We start from the raw sequence: 17,028 nt of genomic DNA, 5'->3' as shown, positions 1-17,028 counted from the left end.
TTACAGCCCGCGGGCCACGGCTTTGTCGATCAGCCAGTTCAGCGACGGGCCACGGTCGCTGTTGACCGAGGCCGGGCGGCCGGCGAGTTCGGCCGGCAGGCCGCCGTCGGGCTTGATCTGCACGCGGATGTCGGAGGCCAGGTTGTCGGTGTCCAGGCTCGAGCTGCCGGTGATCCGGCCACTGCGTACTTCATCCTCGCCGGCGATCTGGAAGTTGACCCGGGTGCCCGGCTTCACTTCATCGAACTGGCGGTAGCTGAAGCGCGCCTCGATGGTCGGGGTGCTGGTACGCGGGATCAGCGCGAACACCGGCTGGCCCTTGCTGGCGTACTGGCCGTCATCCACTAGCTGGCGCGAGACCACGCAGTCACACGGGCTGGTGAGGGTGCCGGAGAGTTGCTTGCCGAACAGCTCCTCGACCTTGGCCGGCTCCAGTTGCGAGTCGTCCAGGTGGCCTTTGAGCAGGTCGAGCATGCTGGTATTGAATGTCGCCAGTGGCGCGCCTTTGGCTACGCTGGCACCGTTTTCCACCAGGCTCTGCACGCTGCCATCGCGGGGCATGGTGACATTGGTGGTGGGTACCGCGACCACGCCGGCTTCGGCATGGCTGACGAAGTACAGGCCATACAGCGATTTGGCGACGAAGCCGAACGCCACCAGGCCGACCACGAACACCCCGGCGGTGACGGTGACCGCGCGCAGGCGGCCGAAGGCCGTCAGGCCGGAGCCACCGTCCTTCTGCTTGCGCGCCTTGGTAAAGTTGTCGCGCTGCAGAGTACTGAGTACGTCGCCGGCGCTGATCAACTCGCCGGACAGATGGCTGGTGATGATATGGCGCAGGGTGGCGATGTCGCGCGGCTCCAGGTTCTGGAACTCGGCGCCGGTACGGCCGGTGTCGCGGCTGTTGGTACGTACCAGCAGCTCCACGTCCATCGACAGGCCGAGGTTGTCGACCACGAACTGCAGGCGGCCGCGCAGCACTTCGCCTTCGGCCAGGGGCTTTGGCGCATGGAAGGACAGGCCCCCGGCGGACAGGTCGTCAACCTTCACCTCGTGTGGCTCGCGGTTGCCGTCCAGGTAGCGCAGTTTGGCGGGGATGCGCACCCGGGCATGCTGGCGCTGCGCTTCGGATTCATGCACGACGTTGACGTTCACGGCGGTATTCATGGCGATATTCGTTCCTGTTATCCGATCCGGGGGCTCACACGACCATGAACAGCACGGCGACGAAGACGCTCGCGGCCGAGAAGGTCATGGTCCGCGAGGACCAGGTGTTGAACCATTGTTGAAAACTTGCGAGGTCGCGCTTGAGGGCAGTGGGCTGGCGGGTCCAGGACTGCTTGTCGAGACGGAAGAACACGTAGATCTTCATCACCGCGCCGACGATCTGGTTGTAATAGAGGATCAGCGGGTAGGCGGGGCCGACGTTGTGGCCCGAGCACAGCAGCATGATGGTGAGGATCAGGCGGGTGATGCCGATCCACAGCAGGTACACCAGCAGGAACTGCAGGCCGAACTTGAAGCTGGCGATCACCGCCACGGTCAGGCCCAGCAGGCTGGTCCACATCGACACGCGCTGGTCGAGCAGGACAATGCTGGTGAACAGCCCCAGGCGCTTGAGGCCCAGGCCCAGAGCACGGGAGTTCTGCCGCAGGTTGTTGCCGTACCAGCGGTACATCAGTTTGCGGCTGGCCTTGACGAAGCTCTTTTCCGGCGGGTGCTCGACCGTGTTGATCGCCGCATCCGGCACGTAGAAGGTGTCGTAGCCCAGGCGCATCAGGCTGAACCAGCTGGACTTGTCGTCGCCGGTGAGGAACTTGAAGCGGCCGAGGCGCCAATGCATCAGCGAGTCGCTCTCGACGTCGGCAATGAACTCGGGGTTGGTCACTACGCTGGCGCGGAACATCGACATGCGCCCGGTCATGGTCAGCACGCGCTTGCTCAGGGCCATCGAGCACATGTTGATGTGGCGCTGGGCGAAGCGCAGCTTGTGCCACTCGCTCATGATGTAGCCGCCGCGCACTTCGCAGAACTCGTTGGTGGTCAGGCCACCGACGTTGGGGTAGAGCTTGAACCACGGCACGGTCTTGCGCACCACGCCTTCGGCCAGCACGGTGTCGCCGTCGATCACCGCGACCACGGCGTTTTCGTCCGGGAGCATCCGCGAGATGGCGCGGAAGCCATAGGCCAGGCCGTCGCGCTTGCCGGTGCCGGCGATGCGCACGATGTCCAGGGTGACGTGTCCGGGCGGGTTGTACTTGGCCCACAGGCTCTTGACCAGCAACTCGTCGGACTTCTCCACCAGCGAGCAGACCACCGTGGTGGGGAAGCCACAGTCGATCGCCTCGCGGATCACCGAGCTGTAGACCTGGGCGGTGGTCAGCGCATCGATGCGGAAGCTGGTGACCATCAGGTACACATGCGACGGGTCGGCGGCCTGGCCGAGCTTCTGCACCTTGCGGCGCAGGTACGGGTAGACCAGGTACAGGAAGATCATGCCGCGGATGAAATGGGTGGCGCCCATGGAGTAGCGCCAGATGCCGACTGCGCCGACCAGGAAGATGAAGTGCTTCGACTGCGAATCGAAGATATCGCTGGGCAGGGCCAGGGCGATCAGCATGAGCAGGCTCATGTAGAGCAGCCAGCCGGCGCACTGCAACAGCACTGTCTGGAACTTTTGCATGTTCGGCATCCGTCGAGAATTCGGGGTGGGAAGGGCGGCGCGCTGGGGAGGGACGCGCCGCCCGACCGGGTTTACCAGCAGATGCCTTCGGTGCGGCTGGTGGTGCAGGTCGGCTTGTTCATGAAACCGACCAGGTCGATCACTTGCTTGCCGGCCGGCGCCTGTTGGGCCAGGGCTCGGAATTTCTCGTCACGGTTGCCCAGCACGATGATGTCGGCGTCGTTCACCACCTGCTCGAAGTTGGCGTTGAGCAAGGAGGACACATGCGGAATCTTCGATTCGATGTATTCCTTGTTGGCGCCGTGCACCCGGGCGTATTCGACGTTCTGGTCGTAGATGTCCAGCTGGTAGCCCTTGCCGATCAGGCGCTCGGCCAACTCCACCAGCGGGCTTTCGCGAAGATCGTCGGTACCGGCCTTGAACGACAGACCCAGCAAGGCGACCTTGCGCTTGTCGTGGCTTTCGATAATGTCGAAGGCGTTCTGCACCTGGGATTCGTTGCTGCGCATCAGCGAGTCGAGCAGCGGCGCCTTCACGTCCAGGCTCGAGGCGCGATACGTGAGGGCACGTACGTCCTTGGGCAGGCACGAGCCACCGAAGGCGAAGCCGGGGCGCATGTAGTACTGCGACAGGTTGAGCACCTTGTCCTGGCAGACCACGTCCATCACGTCGCGCCCATCGACCCCGACCGCCTTGGCGATGTTGCCGATCTCGTTGGCGAAGGTGACCTTGGTCGCGTGCCAGACGTTGCAGGTGTACTTGATCATCTCGGCCACTTCGATCGGCTTGCGGATCACCGGGGCATCGAGTTCTTCGTACAGGGCTTGCAGGACGTCGCCGCTGGCGCTGTCCAGCTCGCCGATGACGGTCATCGGTGGGTGGTCGTAGTCCTTGATCGCGGTGCTTTCGCGCAGGAACTCGGGGTTGACCGCCACGCCGAAATCGACACCGGCCTTCTTGCCCGAGCAGTCTTCGAGGATCGGGATTACCACGTTCTTGACGGTACCCGGCAGCACGGTGCTGCGCACCACGATGGTGTGACGGCGGGTGGTGTCGCGCAGCACGTAGCCGATCTCGCGGCACACCGACTCGATGTATTCCAGGCCCAGGTCGCCGTTCTTCTTGCTCGGTGTGCCGACGCAGATCATCGACACGTCGCTGGCGCGGATGGCTTCGGCGAAGTCCGTGGTGCCGCGCAGACGGCCATTGGCGATGCCTTGCTGCAGCAACTCTTCCAGGCCCGGTTCAACGATGGGCGACTTGCCCTGGTTGATCAGGTCGATCTTGGTGCTGGACACGTCCACCCCAATCACGTCATGGCCTCGTGCCGACAGGCAACCGGCACAGACTGCACCCACATAACCCAAACCAAAGATGCTGATACGCATCGCATTCACCTCATGTGTTTATCACGCCAGCCCTTCAGCGAAGAGCCGACCGGGTTGATTGACCAGCAGTTTTCGGGCGCACGGTTCCATGGCGAATTGACACTTCACCGAACGCAGGCATGAATAAATCCGGAGCGCAAAAAGTTCTGCACTCAAAGTTGGCAGTCAAAGGCCAATATTTAAAAGGCGTGCCCTGAAATGCAGCCGTCTTTATTGCAAATCGCCGTTCGCGAATTGCTGTGCTTGTTTTTTCAAGTGGATAAATCCTTTGAAATCAACCACTAGGACGAATTTTAGGGGCGCTTGTCTCCTGCATGGATAATGGCTTCAGGCACTTCCTGTACCGCCGTTGAAGTTCTCGGGCCGGTTAGGGATGGCGGCCCTTTGTCATCTGTAAGTCATTTCTCACGTTCAGCGCTTGAAACTCGTTACGGGTGCTATGAGCCATTGGGCGTAGTAGAAGTTCCTGGGGTGGTTGCCCCACGGTGAAAGATTTCTAAATATTTTTTCAGAGGGAAATACTTTCAATCTGATAGCACGGCGCAGTTTCGTCCCCGTATATAAAGGGTGAAAACGAAGCGCGATGGTTATATGCCAGCATGCGAAAATTTTTTTCAAAATCCGTCAAAAAACTACGAACGGTCTTATGGCGTTTTGCGATAAGGATAATGGGGATGGTTTTTTGGCGTCTGTTATTTGGCGATTTTCAGGCGCAAGCGTGCCCTATTGCGGGGCAGGGGTGGGATGGGGGCGCAAAGCGCCCCCGGGGCCATCAGCCCTCAGCGTGATCGCGCAGGAACACCAGGTGATCTGGCTTCGACTGCTCGGCACTATAGTAGTAGCCCTGCGCATCGAAGCGCTTGAGCTGCTCGGGGTCGTTGACCCGCTCCTGGATCACGAAGCGGCTCATCATCCCGCGGGCTTTCTTGGCATAGAAACTGATGATCTTGTACTGGCCGTTCTTCAGGTCCTTGAAGTCGACGTCGATCACCCGCGCCTTCAGGGCGCTTTTCTTCACCGCGCTGAAGTACTCGTTGCTGGCCAGGTTCAGCAGCACGTCGTCGCCCTGGTCGGCCAGGGCCTGGTTCAGCCACTCGCTGATGCGCGTGCCCCAGAAGGCATACAGGTCCTTGCCGCGGCCGTTGGCCAGCTTTGTGCCCATTTCCAGGCGGTAGGGCTGCATCAGGTCCAGCGGACGCAGCAGGCCGTACAGGCCCGAGAGCATGCGCAGGTGATCCTGGGCATAGCTGAAATCGTCCTCGCCCAGACTTTCGGCATCGAGCCCGGTGTAGACGTCGCCCTTGAACGCCAGTAGCGCCTGCTTGGCGTTGGCCGGGGTGAAATCCGGGGTCCAACTGCCGAAACGCGCGGCATTGAGGCCGGCGAGCTTGTCGGAGAGGTGCATTAGCTCGGCGATTTGCGCCGGCGACAGCTCGCGCAGTTGCACGATCAGCTCCTGGGAATCGTCCAGGTACTGGGGCAAGGTATGGCGTTGGGTCACCGGCGGGGTGTCGTAGTCGAGGGTCTTGGCGGGGGAAATCACCGTCAGCATCGGGTCGGCTCCTGGAATCGTCGGGCGAATTCTACGGGGCTGCTGGCGCAACGCCAAACTATGGCGACGATAGTCATCGAACATCGCCACAGGCAACCGGCGGCTGTCGCGTTATAGTGCGCGCCAAGTCTTCTAGGAGAATGCACATCGTGCGTATCGCGTTTGCCCTGCTAGCCGGGCTCCTGAGCCTTGGCGCGCAGGCGGCCCCGGCCGACTTCGTCAGTTTCGACCGTGAGCGCTGGCCGGAGCAGTTGAACAGCCCGGCTCTGTTCGACGTGGCGTCGCGGGCGGAGATCCTGTCGTTCGCCCGCGTGCTGCACGAAAGCGAGATGCTTGACGAGCCGGCGCTGAAGGCCCGGCTGGGCCTGCGCCAGATCAACCTGACCGTGGTGCGGGCAGTGCGGGCGCGCCTGTGGCAGCGTCTGTGGACAAGCTATCAGCAGGCGCAGCGCAGTTGCGAGCAGGATGCCTCGTTCTGCTACCCGGTGGAATCCATGGCCGATTTGCGTACACAGGCCGCTGTGTTCGCCGAAGATGTCGGCTCGTTCTATACCGAGTGGGTCGAACCCAGCCACCAGTTCCATACCCGTTACCTGGATGAGCAGCTGCGCAAGGCTGCGCTGTTTCCGCAGACCACCAGTGAGGTGGCCAAGCTCTCCGATCGTGAACGCAACGGCGAGGAACTCAATGACCGGATGTTCCTGCTGACCTTCGTCAGCGGTCCCGCTCCCCAGGGCGGTAGCACCGATGCGCTGGCTGACTACCTGCGCCGGCAGAAGCTCGACGGGATTTTCTTCGTGCTTGGCAATCGCCTGCAGCAACGGCGCGACGCCGGCCCGCTGGGCGAGCTGTACGCCGGCCAGTGCGTGGGTATCCAGGGCTGGGAATACCGCTCCCATGCCCAGTGGCAGGATTGGCAGGACTCGCTGCGGCGCAGCCAGGCGCGGGTGCAGGCCGACTTGGCCGAGCAGTATGTACCGCTGTTCCGTCCGCCCTATGGGCAGCGCCGCGCCGATGGCGAAGCGTTCCTGGACAGCCAGCAACTGCGGGTTTCACTGTGGGACATCGACGCCCAGGATGACGGCCCGCTGAGCGCCGAGGCCTCGGCGCAGCGGGTGCTGACGCTGATGCTTTTGTGGCGCAAGGGGGTTATCCAGTTCCGTGACGGCTTGCCCAAGGCCCAGCCGGCGCTGGAGTGGTTGTTGCAGCACACGGCCCAGAGCGGGATCGGTTGGGAAGGCTGTCGGGAGTACGCACGGCTGGAGTAAGCAGGGGCCGAGGGCTCAAGGCACGCGGGCCGCACACTGCGCCTCACGCTGCATCGACTCCAGGTTGCGTTCGATGGTCTCGCAGATCGTGTCCATCGGGATCTGATGCTCGCTGATGCGGAACGGGCTCTGCAGGTCCGTGCCGATCCGCTCGATCGCCAGCAACATGAAGCCGACGACCGTCGAAGCCAGCGGCGTGAACCAGCCCAGCGATTCCACCAGTCCCACCGGCACTATCAGGCAGAACAGCGTGATGAACAGCCGTGGGAAGTACACATAAGGGTAGGGCAGCGGCGTATTGGCGATCCGCTCCATCCCGCCCTGGGCGTTGGACATGTCCACCAGCGTCGATTCCAGACGCGCCAGGCGGATGCTGTCCAGTCGCCCGGCCTGGTATTCCTGGGCCAGCAGCGCCGCCGAACCGCTGAGGATGTCGTTGGCGAAATTGTTGGAGCGATTGCGCCGTTCGAACTCCCCGGGCGGTATGAAGGCCATCAGCTCATCCGGGCATTTCTCGTTCTTGAGGTGGGCGGCCAGGCAGTTCACATAGGCGATATGCCGACGCAGCAAGGTCGCCTTCACCGGGTTCGGCCCCTCAGCCGGGTCGTCGACCAGCGTCAGCACCTGTCGGGCGAAACTGCGTGAACTGTTCACCAGCGCCCCCCACAAGGTGCGCGCCTCCCACCAGCGGTTGTAGGCACTGCTGTTGCGAAAGCTCACCAGCACCACCAGCGCCGAGCCCAGCAGGGTGAGCGGGATCAGCGGCAGGCTGAACTTGCTGTTGAAGAACAGCATGAAGTCGATGGTGACCAGCACGTCCCAGATCAGCAGCCAGAACAGCGACCAGCCGATGTAGCCGAAGGTCTTGACCACCAGGCGGTACTTGCGGGCGAGGAGGGCTTTCACGTTGGGGGAACCTCGAAGCGGGGGATGCAGGTTCCGACGTCGCGGGAGGGGTCAAGGTTCGCTGGGATTCGTCGCAGGGTGTAACGTGGTTTTTCTGATCGGCAGTAAAGAAGAGGCCTACAACAAGCGGTAAAGCTTCCCTCAGGACGATGGTTTAGGCTCGTGACACATTCATCTTGCGAGGTGGTGGAACATGGCCAGTGAACTGACGCCATTCAAGATTGCGGATCTGCTGGATTCCGAGGCAGCGAGTCAGGAGTACCTTTCACAGATACTGGCCGAAGGTGACGCTGATGAAATCATTCGAGCCCAGTCCCATGTCCAGGCCGCGCGTTTGCGCAATACAGAAGGCTAGTTTAGCGAGATCCCCTGTCACTCAGCGCTTAGTGCTGCGCTGTCGCGCAGAGAGCAGAGTCGCAAGCATCGCCAGCGTGGGAGCGGGCTTGCCCCGCGATGGGCTGCAAAACAGTCCCAATCAGGGCTGCACCGCACACTCGTAAACCACCTCAACCTCAGCTCAACACCTGCTTCATCTGTACCAGTGCTACCCGGCTTCCATCCGGTGCCTGTCGCTCCTCGATCCCGAACGGCACAAAGCCCAACTGTGGATAAAGCAGCAACCCTGCGGTGTTGTGATTGAAACACGACACCCAGACCTCCCGCGCAGCGAACTCTTCGCGAGCCAAGTCGATCATGCGCTCCACCAGGTAACGTGCCACGCCCTGACCCCGCGCAGTCGTCGCCACGACCACATTACCCAGCGCGCAGACACCGCCCTTTTCGGCTTTGTAGAAATTGGCGAAGCCAACGATCACGTCATCGGCCTCGATCACTGTCGAACCGCTGCGCTGCTCAATAGCTTCGCTTAGTTGTGTGGGGGTAAGCGGGTAAGTGGCTTTGGGGAACATATAGAAGAGTTCGTCCGCGCTTTGAGGGAAGCTACAGAGCGTGGCGATGTCGGCAGGTTGGACGGGGCGATGGATAAGTGGCACGGGGAATGTTCCGATGGGACCAGAAGCTATTTACCCTGTGCGGCCGGTAACGTGAAGTCAATGCTGTGGCTCTACAGTAAATTGCACTAACTGTGATTTTCTGTGCAGTCAGGAGTGTCGCAAAGGCTTGGCTAGAGGCGGTAATGCAGCTCGAAAGTCATTAACGCGTAGACGGGCGAGCCCACTCCCATAGGGCTTTATCGAGCGTGTGGGAGCGGGCGCAGCCGATTTAGACGGTAGACGTTGGGTCAGGGCTATTCAGTCGAGCCCCATTGGCGACCCAGCTCAACATCATCCATCACCGCCTTGGCCATATCGCTCATCAAGTGCGCACCCCAGCCAAGGTTGGCCTCACCATCAGTGGCTGCGAGCAAAGTCATGCGCTTCACGCAGGCCATGATCGCGGAGGCTTGTTCCATGGCTGACTTTCCGTCCTGCCCCGGTTCGACCCGGAACAGCGGTTGCTCGCCATCGCCATAGCCGAATCCGGTCACGCCGGCAGTCTTGTCGTTCATCGTGTTTTCTCCCTGTTCAGTGCTTGATCTGCAGCTTGCTCAGTGCCAGTTCCACCAGCCCGCGTGCGGCCTCGATTTCGTGCATCGTTGCCATGGACATACCGCGCGCTGTGCTGGTGACCTGGGTAAGGGCGTTCTGGTGGGTGACGGAGAGGGCGCAGAACAGACGTTCCGAGATCTGGATGAGCAGGTCTTCGAGCGAGTGGGCTGTTTCGGGAGAAAGCGGTGGGTCGGGGACAATCTTCAACATGGTGTGATCCTTACTGAAGGGCCGTCACCATTGCTGTCAAACAAGAGGGTGGCAGCGGTACGTGGGTTGACAGACCGGTCAGTAAGGAAACCCGGCGCACCCGAAGGTGCCCCACGTACAGCCGCCATAGATGGCAAAACTGTGCGAGTTAATTACTGGAGCGGCCTGTCAAAGCCGGTCGCTGATTTGGCAGCGACGGGTCGAGACTAGAGGCCGGTCCAGACCATCGCAATGGCTTGAAAGGGGTTAGGAGTATGTTTGGGAAATGGACTACAGGGAATGGGGAAAGTCTTAAAAGACTGGGCGTGAAACGAGCTCGAAGTCGCCAGGCGACGCCTACTCTCATTCAAAGTTCGGCAGAGGATCCACGGTCGCGGAAGCAGGGCGTTGATTTCTTGAGGTCATGACTCGCCAACTCGATGTATCTGATGATTCGCTGGTTGAAATGAGCGTGGTCACTTAGCAGTGCCTTGACGAGCAGGACGATAAGGATAAGCAACACGAGGACTAGGATAGAAATCTTGCCAGCGCCAGAGTTCCAGGATTCGCTTGCCTTGAGTACTTCGATCGAGAGCGGAGCGAGAAAGGTTACAAGTGCGATCAGTACCAGGCTTTGGGACAGGTTCAGGGACTTGGGCGGTGGCGTGCAGATTTTTGCGAACTCTGCCAGCCGAGCGGCTTGAGTGGCGGTCATGCCACTGTCCTGGAGGCGTTGCAGAAAGAGCGCATAGCGAAGAGTGAAGCTGCTTTTCAATGAGGATTGCGATGCGATGGCATGTAGGCGGTACAAGTCCTGATAGTAAGACAGACTGAAGATTTCCCGCGAGAGCCAGAGGGCAGTCATGCACAGTGCAACGCAAACCGCCAAGCCCAGTAGGAGGACGGGGCGGCCATGAAAGTCCGGCGCCTGTGTAAGCAGGACTGTCAGTAGGATGGCGCAAAGCCAGATGGGTAGCTTCTCGAGTCGGAGCGGCTGGGTGAAAAGTGCCTGGAAGTAGCGGGGCCTACTGGCTCGATACGCTTTGAGTACTTCATTCCATTCTTCGAACACTGTGGACTCCTGTCTGTTGATCCATCCTTTGCGTGCTGTCCACCCTCAAGGCGTCAGGCTGGGTGACCACTAAAATCCGGCCATAAAAAAAGCCGACCATTTGGTCGACTTCTTTCTGGATCTTGGTGCCCCGAGGGAGACTCGAACTCCCACTCCTTTCGAAAACGGATTTTGAATCCGCCGCGTCTACCAATTCCGCCATCAGGGCTTGTGGCGCCGCAGTATAGAGAGGTCGCCCAAGGTGGTCAATCGGCTTTCATGGTCAATTTTCACGCATTGGGCTAAACTTCCCGGCCCTGTCGAACCCGAACATCATCATGCGCGTCGCCGATTTTTCCTTCGAACTCCCCGATTCCCTGATCGCCCGCCATCCACTGGCCGAGCGTCATGGCAGCCGCCTGCTGGTGCTCGATGGCCCCAGCGGCGAGCTGGCCCACAAGCAGTTCACCGACCTGCTCGACTACCTGCGCCCCGGCGACCTGATGGTGTTCAACAACACCCGGGTGATCCCGGCGCGGCTGTTCGGCCAGAAAGCCTCCGGCGGCAAGCTGGAAGTGCTGGTCGAGCGCGTGCTCGACAGCCACCGCGTGCTGGCCCATGTGCGTGCCAGCAAGGCGCCTAAGGAAGGCGCGCAGATCCTCATCGACGGTGGCGGCGAGGCCGAGATGGTCGCCCGCCACGATACCTTGTTCGAGCTGCGTTTCAGCGAAGAGGTGCTGCCACTGCTCGAGCGCGTCGGCCATATGCCGCTGCCGCCGTATATCGACCGCCCCGACGAGGGCGCCGACCGCGAGCGCTACCAGACCGTCTACGCTCAGCGCGCCGGCGCCGTGGCCGCACCCACCGCCGGCCTGCACTTCGACGAGGCGCTGCTGGAAAAGATCGCCGCCAAGGGCGTCGAGCGCGCCTTCGTCACCCTGCACGTAGGGGCGGGTACCTTCCAGCCGGTGCGGGTCGACAAGATCGAAGACCACACCATGCATAAAGAGTGGCTCGAAGTGAGCCAGGATGTGGTCGATGCCGTGCAGGCCTGCCGCGCCCGTGGCGGGCGGGTGGTCGCCGTGGGCACCACCAGCGTGCGTTCGCTGGAAAGCGCGGCGCGCGATGGCGAGCTCAAGGCGTTCAGTGGCGACACCGACATCTTCATTTTCCCGGGCCGGCCGTTCCATGTGGTCGATTGCCTGGTCACCAACTTCCACCTGCCGGAGTCCACGCTGCTGATGCTGGTCTCGGCCTTCGCCGGTTACCCCGAGACCATGGCCGCCTATGCGGCGGCGGTCGCGAACGGTTACCGCTTCTTCAGTTACGGTGATGCCATGTTCATCACCCGCAATCCGGCGCCACGCGGCCCAGAGGATCAAGCATGAGTCGCACCTGTCGAATGTCGTTCGAACTGCTGGCCACCGACGGCAAGGCCCGTCGCGGCCGGCTGACCTTCCCCCGTGGCACGGTCGAGACCCCGGCCTTCATGCCGGTGGGCACCTATGGCACGGTCAAGGGCATGCTGCCGCGTGATATCGAGGCCATCGGCGCCGAGATCATCCTTGGCAACACCTTCCACCTGTGGCTGCGCCCGGGTACCGAAGTCATCAAGAAACACAACGGCCTGCACGATTTCATGCAATGGAAGGGCCCTATCCTCACTGATTCCGGTGGCTTCCAGGTGTTCAGCCTGGGCGCCATGCGCAAGATCAAGGAGGAAGGCGTGACCTTCGCATCGCCAGTGGACGGCTCCAAGGTGTTCATGGGGCCGGAAGAGTCCATGCAGGTCCAGCGCGACCTGGGCTCGGACATCGTGATGATCTTTGACGAGTGCACCCCGTACCCGGCCGAGCACGACGTGGCGCGCACCTCGATGGAGCTGTCGCTGCGCTGGGCCCAGCGCTCGAAGAACGCCCATGGCGACAACACCGCGGCGCTGTTCGGCATCGTCCAGGGCGGCATGTACCAGGACCTGCGCATGCGCTCGCTGGAAGCGCTGGTCAACATCGACTTCGATGGCCTGGCCATCGGTGGCCTGTCGGTGGGCGAACCCAAGCACGAGATGATCAAGGTGCTGGACTACCTGCCCGCGCAGATGCCGGCTGACAAACCTCGTTACCTTATGGGGGTAGGCAAGCCGGAAGATCTTGTAGAGGGTGTGCGCCGCGGCGTCGACATGTTCGACTGCGTGATGCCCACGCGCAACGCGCGCAACGGCCATCTGTTCGTCGATACCGGGGTGATCAAGATCCGCAACGCGTTCCATCGCCACGATGAATCGCCGCTGGATCCGACCTGCGATTGCTACACCTGCACCAACTTCTCCCGCGCCTACCTGCACCACCTGGACAAGTGCGGCGAAATGTTGAGCAGCATGCTGAATACCATCCACAACTTGCGCCATTACCAGCGCTTGATGGCCGGTTTACGCGAGGCTATTCAACAGGGTAAATTGGCCGCCTTTGTCGACGCCTTCTACGCCAAGCGCGGGCTTCCCGTTCCGCCTTTGGACTGACTGTTCGCAATCATTATTAGAAAATTCCATTAGGAGAGCCCAATGAGCTTCTTTATCCCCGCCGCCTACGCGGACGCAGCAGCACCCGCCGCCGGCCCAGCCGGTACCGGCTTCGAGTGGATCTTCCTGGTCGGCTTCCTGGTCATCTTCTACCTGATGATCTGGCGCCCGCAGGCCAAGCGTGCCAAAGAGCAGAAGAACCTGCTGAGCAACTTGCAAAAAGGTGACGAAGTTGTCACCAACGGCGGCATCGCCGGCAAGATCGTCAAGGTTGCCGATGACTTCGTGGTCTTGGAAGTGTCCGACAATGTCGAGCTGAAGTTCCAGAAGGGCGCCATTGCCGCGACCCTGCCAAAAGGTACGCTCAAGGCTATCTGAGTTACCGGTTTCATTTTTCCAGTCGGGGCGCGCAAAGCGCCCCGCGTCTTGAACGGGCGGCGTGATGCTGAACAAATACCCTCTGTGGAAATACCTGCTGATCGTGGCTGTACTGGCGGTCGGCTTCATTTATTCCGCACCCAACCTCTATCCGGATGATCCGGCGGTGCAGATCAGCGGCGCCAGTTCCGCCCTGCATGTCAGCCAGGCCGATCTCGATCGCGTCACCAAGGCGCTGACCGATGCCGGCATCACCGTCAAAGGCGGCAACCTGGGCGAGAAGGGCAGTGCGCTGGTGCGCCTGACCAACCAGGAAGACCAGCTGCCGGCCAAGGATGTGGCGCGCAAGGCCCTCGGTGACGACTATGTCGTGGCCCTGAACCTGGCCCAGACCACTCCGCAGTGGCTGCGCAACCTGGGTGCCAGCCCGATGAAGCTCGGCCTGGACCTGTCCGGTGGTGTGCACTTCCTGCTGGAAGTGGACATGGACAAGGCCATGACCGCGCGCATGAAAGTCTACGAAGGCGAGGTCAAGACCTTGCTGCGCAAAGAGCGCGTCCGCTACCGCAGCCTGCCGCAGCAGGACGGCGGGATCATGCTGGGCTTCGCCGACGATGCCACCCGCGAACAGGCGCGCAGCCTGATCCGCAAGAATTTCAGTGATTTCGACCTGACCACCACCGAGCGCAACGAGCTCGCCGTGCTCCGCCTGGCACTGACCCAGGCCAAGATCGCCGAGATCCGCGAATACTCCATCAAGCAGAACCTGACCACCGTTCGCAACCGTGTGAACGAGCTGGGCGTGGCCGAGCCGCTGGTGCAGCGCCAGGGCGCCAACCGCATCGTGGTCGAGCTGCCGGGCGTGCAGGACACTGCCGAAGCCAAGCGTATCCTCGGCAAGACCGCCAACCTGGAGTTCCGCTTCGGTGCCGAGCCAGGCGCGTCCAAGGCCACCACCGAGGTGTTCGAGTTCCGCGAAGGCGGCCGCTCCGCTCCGGTCGAGCGCGGCCTGATCATCACCGGTGACCAGGTCACCGACGCCCAGGCCAGCTTCGACGAGCACGGTCGCCCGCAGGTGAACATTCGCCTCGACGGCCATGGCGGCGAGCTGATGAGCCGCGCCACGCGCAGCAACGTCGGTCGCAGCATGGCGGTGATCTTCATCGAGCAGAAGCCGGTCACCCGCTACCAGAAGCAGGTGGTCGACGGCGTCGAGAAAGAAGTCGCGGTGCAGACCTTCCAGGAAGAGAAGAAAATCATCAGCCTGGCGACCATCCAGTCGCCGCTGGGCAGCCAGTTCCGCATCACCGGCCTGAACGGCCAGGGCGAGTCGTCCGAACTGGCCCTGCTGCTGCGTGCCGGTGGTCTGGCCGCGCCGATGTACTTCGCCGAAGAACGTACCATTGGCCCGAGCCTGGGCGCCGACAACATCACCAAGGGTATCGACGCCTCGCTGTGGGGCATGCTCTTCGTGTCGCTGTTCATCATCGCCATCTATCGTGCCTTCGGCGTGCTGGCGACCATTGCCCTCGCGGGCAACATGGTCCTGCTGCTGGCGTTGATGTCGCTGCTGGGCGCCACCCTGACCCTGCCGGGCATCGCGGGTATCGTGCTGACCATGGGTATGGCGGTGGACGCCAACGTGCTGATCTTCTCGCGTATCCGTGAAGAGATCGCCGCCGGCATGTCGGTGCAGCGCGCCATCCACGAAGGCTTCAACCGGGCCTACTCGGCGATCGTCGACGCCAACCTGACCACCTTGCTGGTCGGCGGCATCCTGTTCGCCATGGGTACCGGCCCGGTCAAGGGCTTCGCGGTCACCATGTCCCTCGGGATTTTCACCTCGATGTTCACCGCCGTCATGGTGACCCGCGCACTGGTCAACCTGACCTGCGGCGGGCGTGACATCAAGAAGCTGTGGGTTTGAGGGAGCTGCGATGAAAACCATCAACTTCATGGGCGTGCGCAATGTCGCGTTCGCCATTACCGTGCTCCTTACCGTGCTGGCGCTGTTCAGCTGGTGGCACAAGGGCCTGAACTTCGGCCTGGACTTCACTGGCGGCACGCTGATCGAGCTCACCTATGAGCGCCCGGCGGACCTGGAGAAGGTGCGTACCGAACTGGTCGGCTCTGGCTTCCACGATGCCGTGGTGCAGAGCTTCGGCGCCACCACCGACCTGCTGGTGCGCATGCCGGGCGATGACCCGCAACTGGGCAACCGCGTGGCCGAGGCGCTGCAGAAGATCGGCGGCGACAACCCGGCCACGGTCAAGCGCGTCGAGTTCGTCGGCCCGCAGGTGGGTGAAGAGCTGCGTGACCAGGGCGGCCTCGGCATGCTTCTGGCCCTGGGCGGCATCCTCATCTACCTGGCGTTCCGCTTCCAGTGGAAGTTCGCTGTGGGCGCGATCATTTCGCTGATCCACGACGTGGTGGTAACCCTGGGTATCCTGTCGTTCTTCCAGATCACCTTTGACCTGACGGTGCTGGCGGCGGTGCTGGCGATCATCGGCTACTCGCTCAACGACACCATCGTCGTGTTCGACCGGGTGCGCGAGAACTTCCGTGTGCTGCGCAAGGCCTCGCTGATCGAGAACATCAACATCTCGACCACCCAGACCCTGCTGCGGACCGTCGCCACCTCGGTGTCGACCTTGCTGGCCATCGCCGCGCTGCTGTTCTTCGGCGGCGACAACCTGTTCGGCTTCTCCCTGGCGCTGTTCATCGGCGTCATGGCGGGTACCTACTCGTCGATCTACATCGCCAACGTGGTGCTGATCTGGCTGAACCTGAGCAGTGAAGACCTGATTCCGCCAGTCAAGAACGAGGGTGTGGACGAACGCCCGTAAGGCTTGGCCCTGCGCCGCCTGGCGTAAAGAAAGGCGCGAGTGTTGAACTCGCGCCTTTTTTTTTGCTCCAAGGCAAGGAGAAGGCGGGCCATATCCCCGCAGGTACGATCAGGAGGTTCACGTGAACAAATCAATGCTGGTGGGTGCGGTTCTGGGTGCTGTCGGTGTGACTGCCGGAGGTGCTGTGGCGACCTACAGCTTGGTGAACAAGGGGCCTGAGTACGCCCAGGTCACCGACGTGCAGCCGATCAAGCAGCAGGTGAAGACGCCGCGTGAAGTCTGCAAGGATGTTACCGTGACGCGTCAGGCGCCGGTCAAGGATCAGCACCAGATCGCCGGCACGGTGGTCGGTGCGCTCGCCGGTGGCCTGCTGGGTAACCAGATCGGCGGCGGTACCGGCAAGAAGATTGCCACCGTGGCCGGCGCGGTTGGTGGTGGCTATGCCGGCAACAAGGTGCAGGAGGGCATGCAGGAGCGTGACACCTACACCACCACGCAAACCCGGTGCAACACGGTCAATGACATCAGTGACAAGGTCGTGGGCTACAACGTGACCTATTCCATTGGTGATCAGGTCGGCAAGGTGAAGATGGATCACGAGCCGGGCTCGACCATCCCGCTGGACAAGAACGGCAAGCTGATCCTGAGTCAGAATCAGCCGGGGCAGTGAAGCTGCGTCAGTGCCAAAACGAAAAAAGCACC

General features: G+C 61.8%; 17 protein-coding genes and 1 tRNA gene. 8 read left to right on the top strand and 10 right to left on the bottom strand.

Annotated features, from left to right (window positions below; all coding sequences use genetic code 11):
- From LU688_RS23115 to yaaA, 4 genes are all read right to left on the bottom strand, one after another.
- On the bottom strand, positions 1-1,167 hold the full coding sequence (locus LU688_RS23115) for an alginate biosynthesis protein Alg44 (protein ID WP_038706777.1): 1,167 nt from the start codon (positions 1,165-1,167) through the stop codon (positions 1-3).
- 34 nt (positions 1,168-1,201) lie between these two features.
- Positions 1,202-2,683, bottom strand: coding sequence for a glycosyltransferase family 2 protein (locus LU688_RS23110; protein ID WP_104444931.1), 1,482 nt, complete (start codon positions 2,681-2,683; stop codon positions 1,202-1,204).
- A gap of 71 nt (positions 2,684-2,754) precedes the next feature.
- The gene (locus LU688_RS23105) at positions 2,755-4,071 is read right to left on the bottom strand and encodes a nucleotide sugar dehydrogenase (protein WP_023629296.1); all 1,317 of its coding nucleotides are present in this window, start codon (positions 4,069-4,071) and stop codon (positions 2,755-2,757) included.
- 772 nt (positions 4,072-4,843) lie between these two features.
- Positions 4,844-5,623, bottom strand: coding sequence for a peroxide stress protein YaaA (yaaA, locus tag LU688_RS23100; RefSeq protein ID WP_094011730.1), 780 nt, complete (start codon positions 5,621-5,623; stop codon positions 4,844-4,846).
- 149 nt (positions 5,624-5,772) lie between these two features.
- Between yaaA and LU688_RS23095 the strand changes: the two genes are divergently transcribed.
- A complete protein-coding gene (locus LU688_RS23095; protein ID WP_031314616.1) occupies positions 5,773-6,891 on the top strand; it encodes a polysaccharide deacetylase family protein in 1,119 nt (372 codons plus the stop codon).
- A gap of 15 nt (positions 6,892-6,906) precedes the next feature.
- Here LU688_RS23095 and LU688_RS23090 read toward each other — a convergent pair whose 3' ends face one another.
- Positions 6,907-7,797 (bottom strand): bestrophin family protein, encoded by an 891-nt coding sequence (locus LU688_RS23090; protein ID WP_023629295.1) that lies wholly within the window; start codon positions 7,795-7,797, stop codon positions 6,907-6,909.
- Positions 7,798-7,990: 193 nt separating this feature from the next.
- On the opposite strand from LU688_RS23090, the gene LU688_RS23085 reads away from it, so the two are divergent.
- On the top strand, positions 7,991-8,152 hold the full coding sequence (locus LU688_RS23085; RefSeq protein WP_158659586.1) for a helix-turn-helix domain-containing protein: 162 nt from the start codon (positions 7,991-7,993) through the stop codon (positions 8,150-8,152).
- Between the two features lie 157 nt (positions 8,153-8,309).
- Here LU688_RS23085 and LU688_RS23080 read toward each other — a convergent pair whose 3' ends face one another.
- From LU688_RS23080 to LU688_RS23060, 5 genes are all read right to left on the bottom strand, one after another.
- Positions 8,310-8,789 carry a GNAT family N-acetyltransferase gene (locus LU688_RS23080; protein WP_023629293.1) on the bottom strand — a complete coding sequence of 160 codons (480 nt, stop codon included), beginning with the start codon at positions 8,787-8,789 and terminating at the stop codon, positions 8,310-8,312.
- A gap of 254 nt (positions 8,790-9,043) precedes the next feature.
- Positions 9,044-9,304 carry a DUF3077 domain-containing protein gene (locus LU688_RS23075; protein WP_023629292.1) on the bottom strand — a complete coding sequence of 87 codons (261 nt, stop codon included), beginning with the start codon at positions 9,302-9,304 and terminating at the stop codon, positions 9,044-9,046.
- Positions 9,305-9,320: 16 nt separating this feature from the next.
- The gene (locus tag LU688_RS23070; protein ID WP_023629291.1) at positions 9,321-9,554 is read right to left on the bottom strand and encodes a hypothetical protein; all 234 of its coding nucleotides are present in this window, start codon (positions 9,552-9,554) and stop codon (positions 9,321-9,323) included.
- Between the two features lie 346 nt (positions 9,555-9,900).
- On the bottom strand, positions 9,901-10,605 hold the full coding sequence (locus LU688_RS23065) for a hypothetical protein (RefSeq protein ID WP_104444932.1): 705 nt from the start codon (positions 10,603-10,605) through the stop codon (positions 9,901-9,903).
- Between the two features lie 123 nt (positions 10,606-10,728).
- Positions 10,729-10,813, bottom strand: a tRNA-Leu gene (locus tag LU688_RS23060).
- A gap of 109 nt (positions 10,814-10,922) precedes the next feature.
- Between LU688_RS23060 and queA the strand changes: the two genes are divergently transcribed.
- The 6 genes from queA to LU688_RS23030 all read left to right on the top strand — a co-directional run bounded on the left by queA (position 10,923) and on the right by LU688_RS23030 (position 16,996).
- Positions 10,923-11,972 (top strand): tRNA preQ1(34) S-adenosylmethionine ribosyltransferase-isomerase QueA, encoded by a 1,050-nt coding sequence (gene queA / locus LU688_RS23055; RefSeq protein WP_046854244.1) that lies wholly within the window; start codon positions 10,923-10,925, stop codon positions 11,970-11,972.
- 14 nt (positions 11,973-11,986) lie between these two features.
- Entirely contained in the window at positions 11,987-13,102 is a 1,116-nt protein-coding gene (gene tgt / locus LU688_RS23050) for a tRNA guanosine(34) transglycosylase Tgt (protein WP_023629281.1), read from the top strand.
- Positions 13,103-13,144: 42 nt separating this feature from the next.
- Positions 13,145-13,480 (top strand): preprotein translocase subunit YajC, encoded by a 336-nt coding sequence (gene yajC, locus LU688_RS23045; RefSeq protein ID WP_023629280.1) that lies wholly within the window; start codon positions 13,145-13,147, stop codon positions 13,478-13,480.
- 64 nt (positions 13,481-13,544) lie between these two features.
- Entirely contained in the window at positions 13,545-15,407 is a 1,863-nt protein-coding gene (secD, locus tag LU688_RS23040; protein ID WP_038706774.1) for a protein translocase subunit SecD, read from the top strand.
- Between the two features lie 10 nt (positions 15,408-15,417).
- Complete coding sequence (gene secF / locus LU688_RS23035) at positions 15,418-16,326, top strand: protein translocase subunit SecF (protein ID WP_023629278.1); 909 nt, start codon at positions 15,418-15,420, stop codon at positions 16,324-16,326.
- A 121-nt stretch (positions 16,327-16,447) separates the two neighbouring features.
- Positions 16,448-16,996 carry a glycine zipper 2TM domain-containing protein gene (locus LU688_RS23030; protein WP_023629277.1) on the top strand — a complete coding sequence of 183 codons (549 nt, stop codon included), beginning with the start codon at positions 16,448-16,450 and terminating at the stop codon, positions 16,994-16,996.
- Positions 16,997-17,028 lie beyond the last annotated feature (32 nt).

It is taken from the genome of Pseudomonas soli (assembly GCF_021283165.2).
Lineage (GTDB): Bacteria > Pseudomonadota > Gammaproteobacteria > Pseudomonadales > Pseudomonadaceae > Aquipseudomonas > Aquipseudomonas soli.
This window is presented reverse-complemented; position numbering and strand designations above follow the sequence as displayed.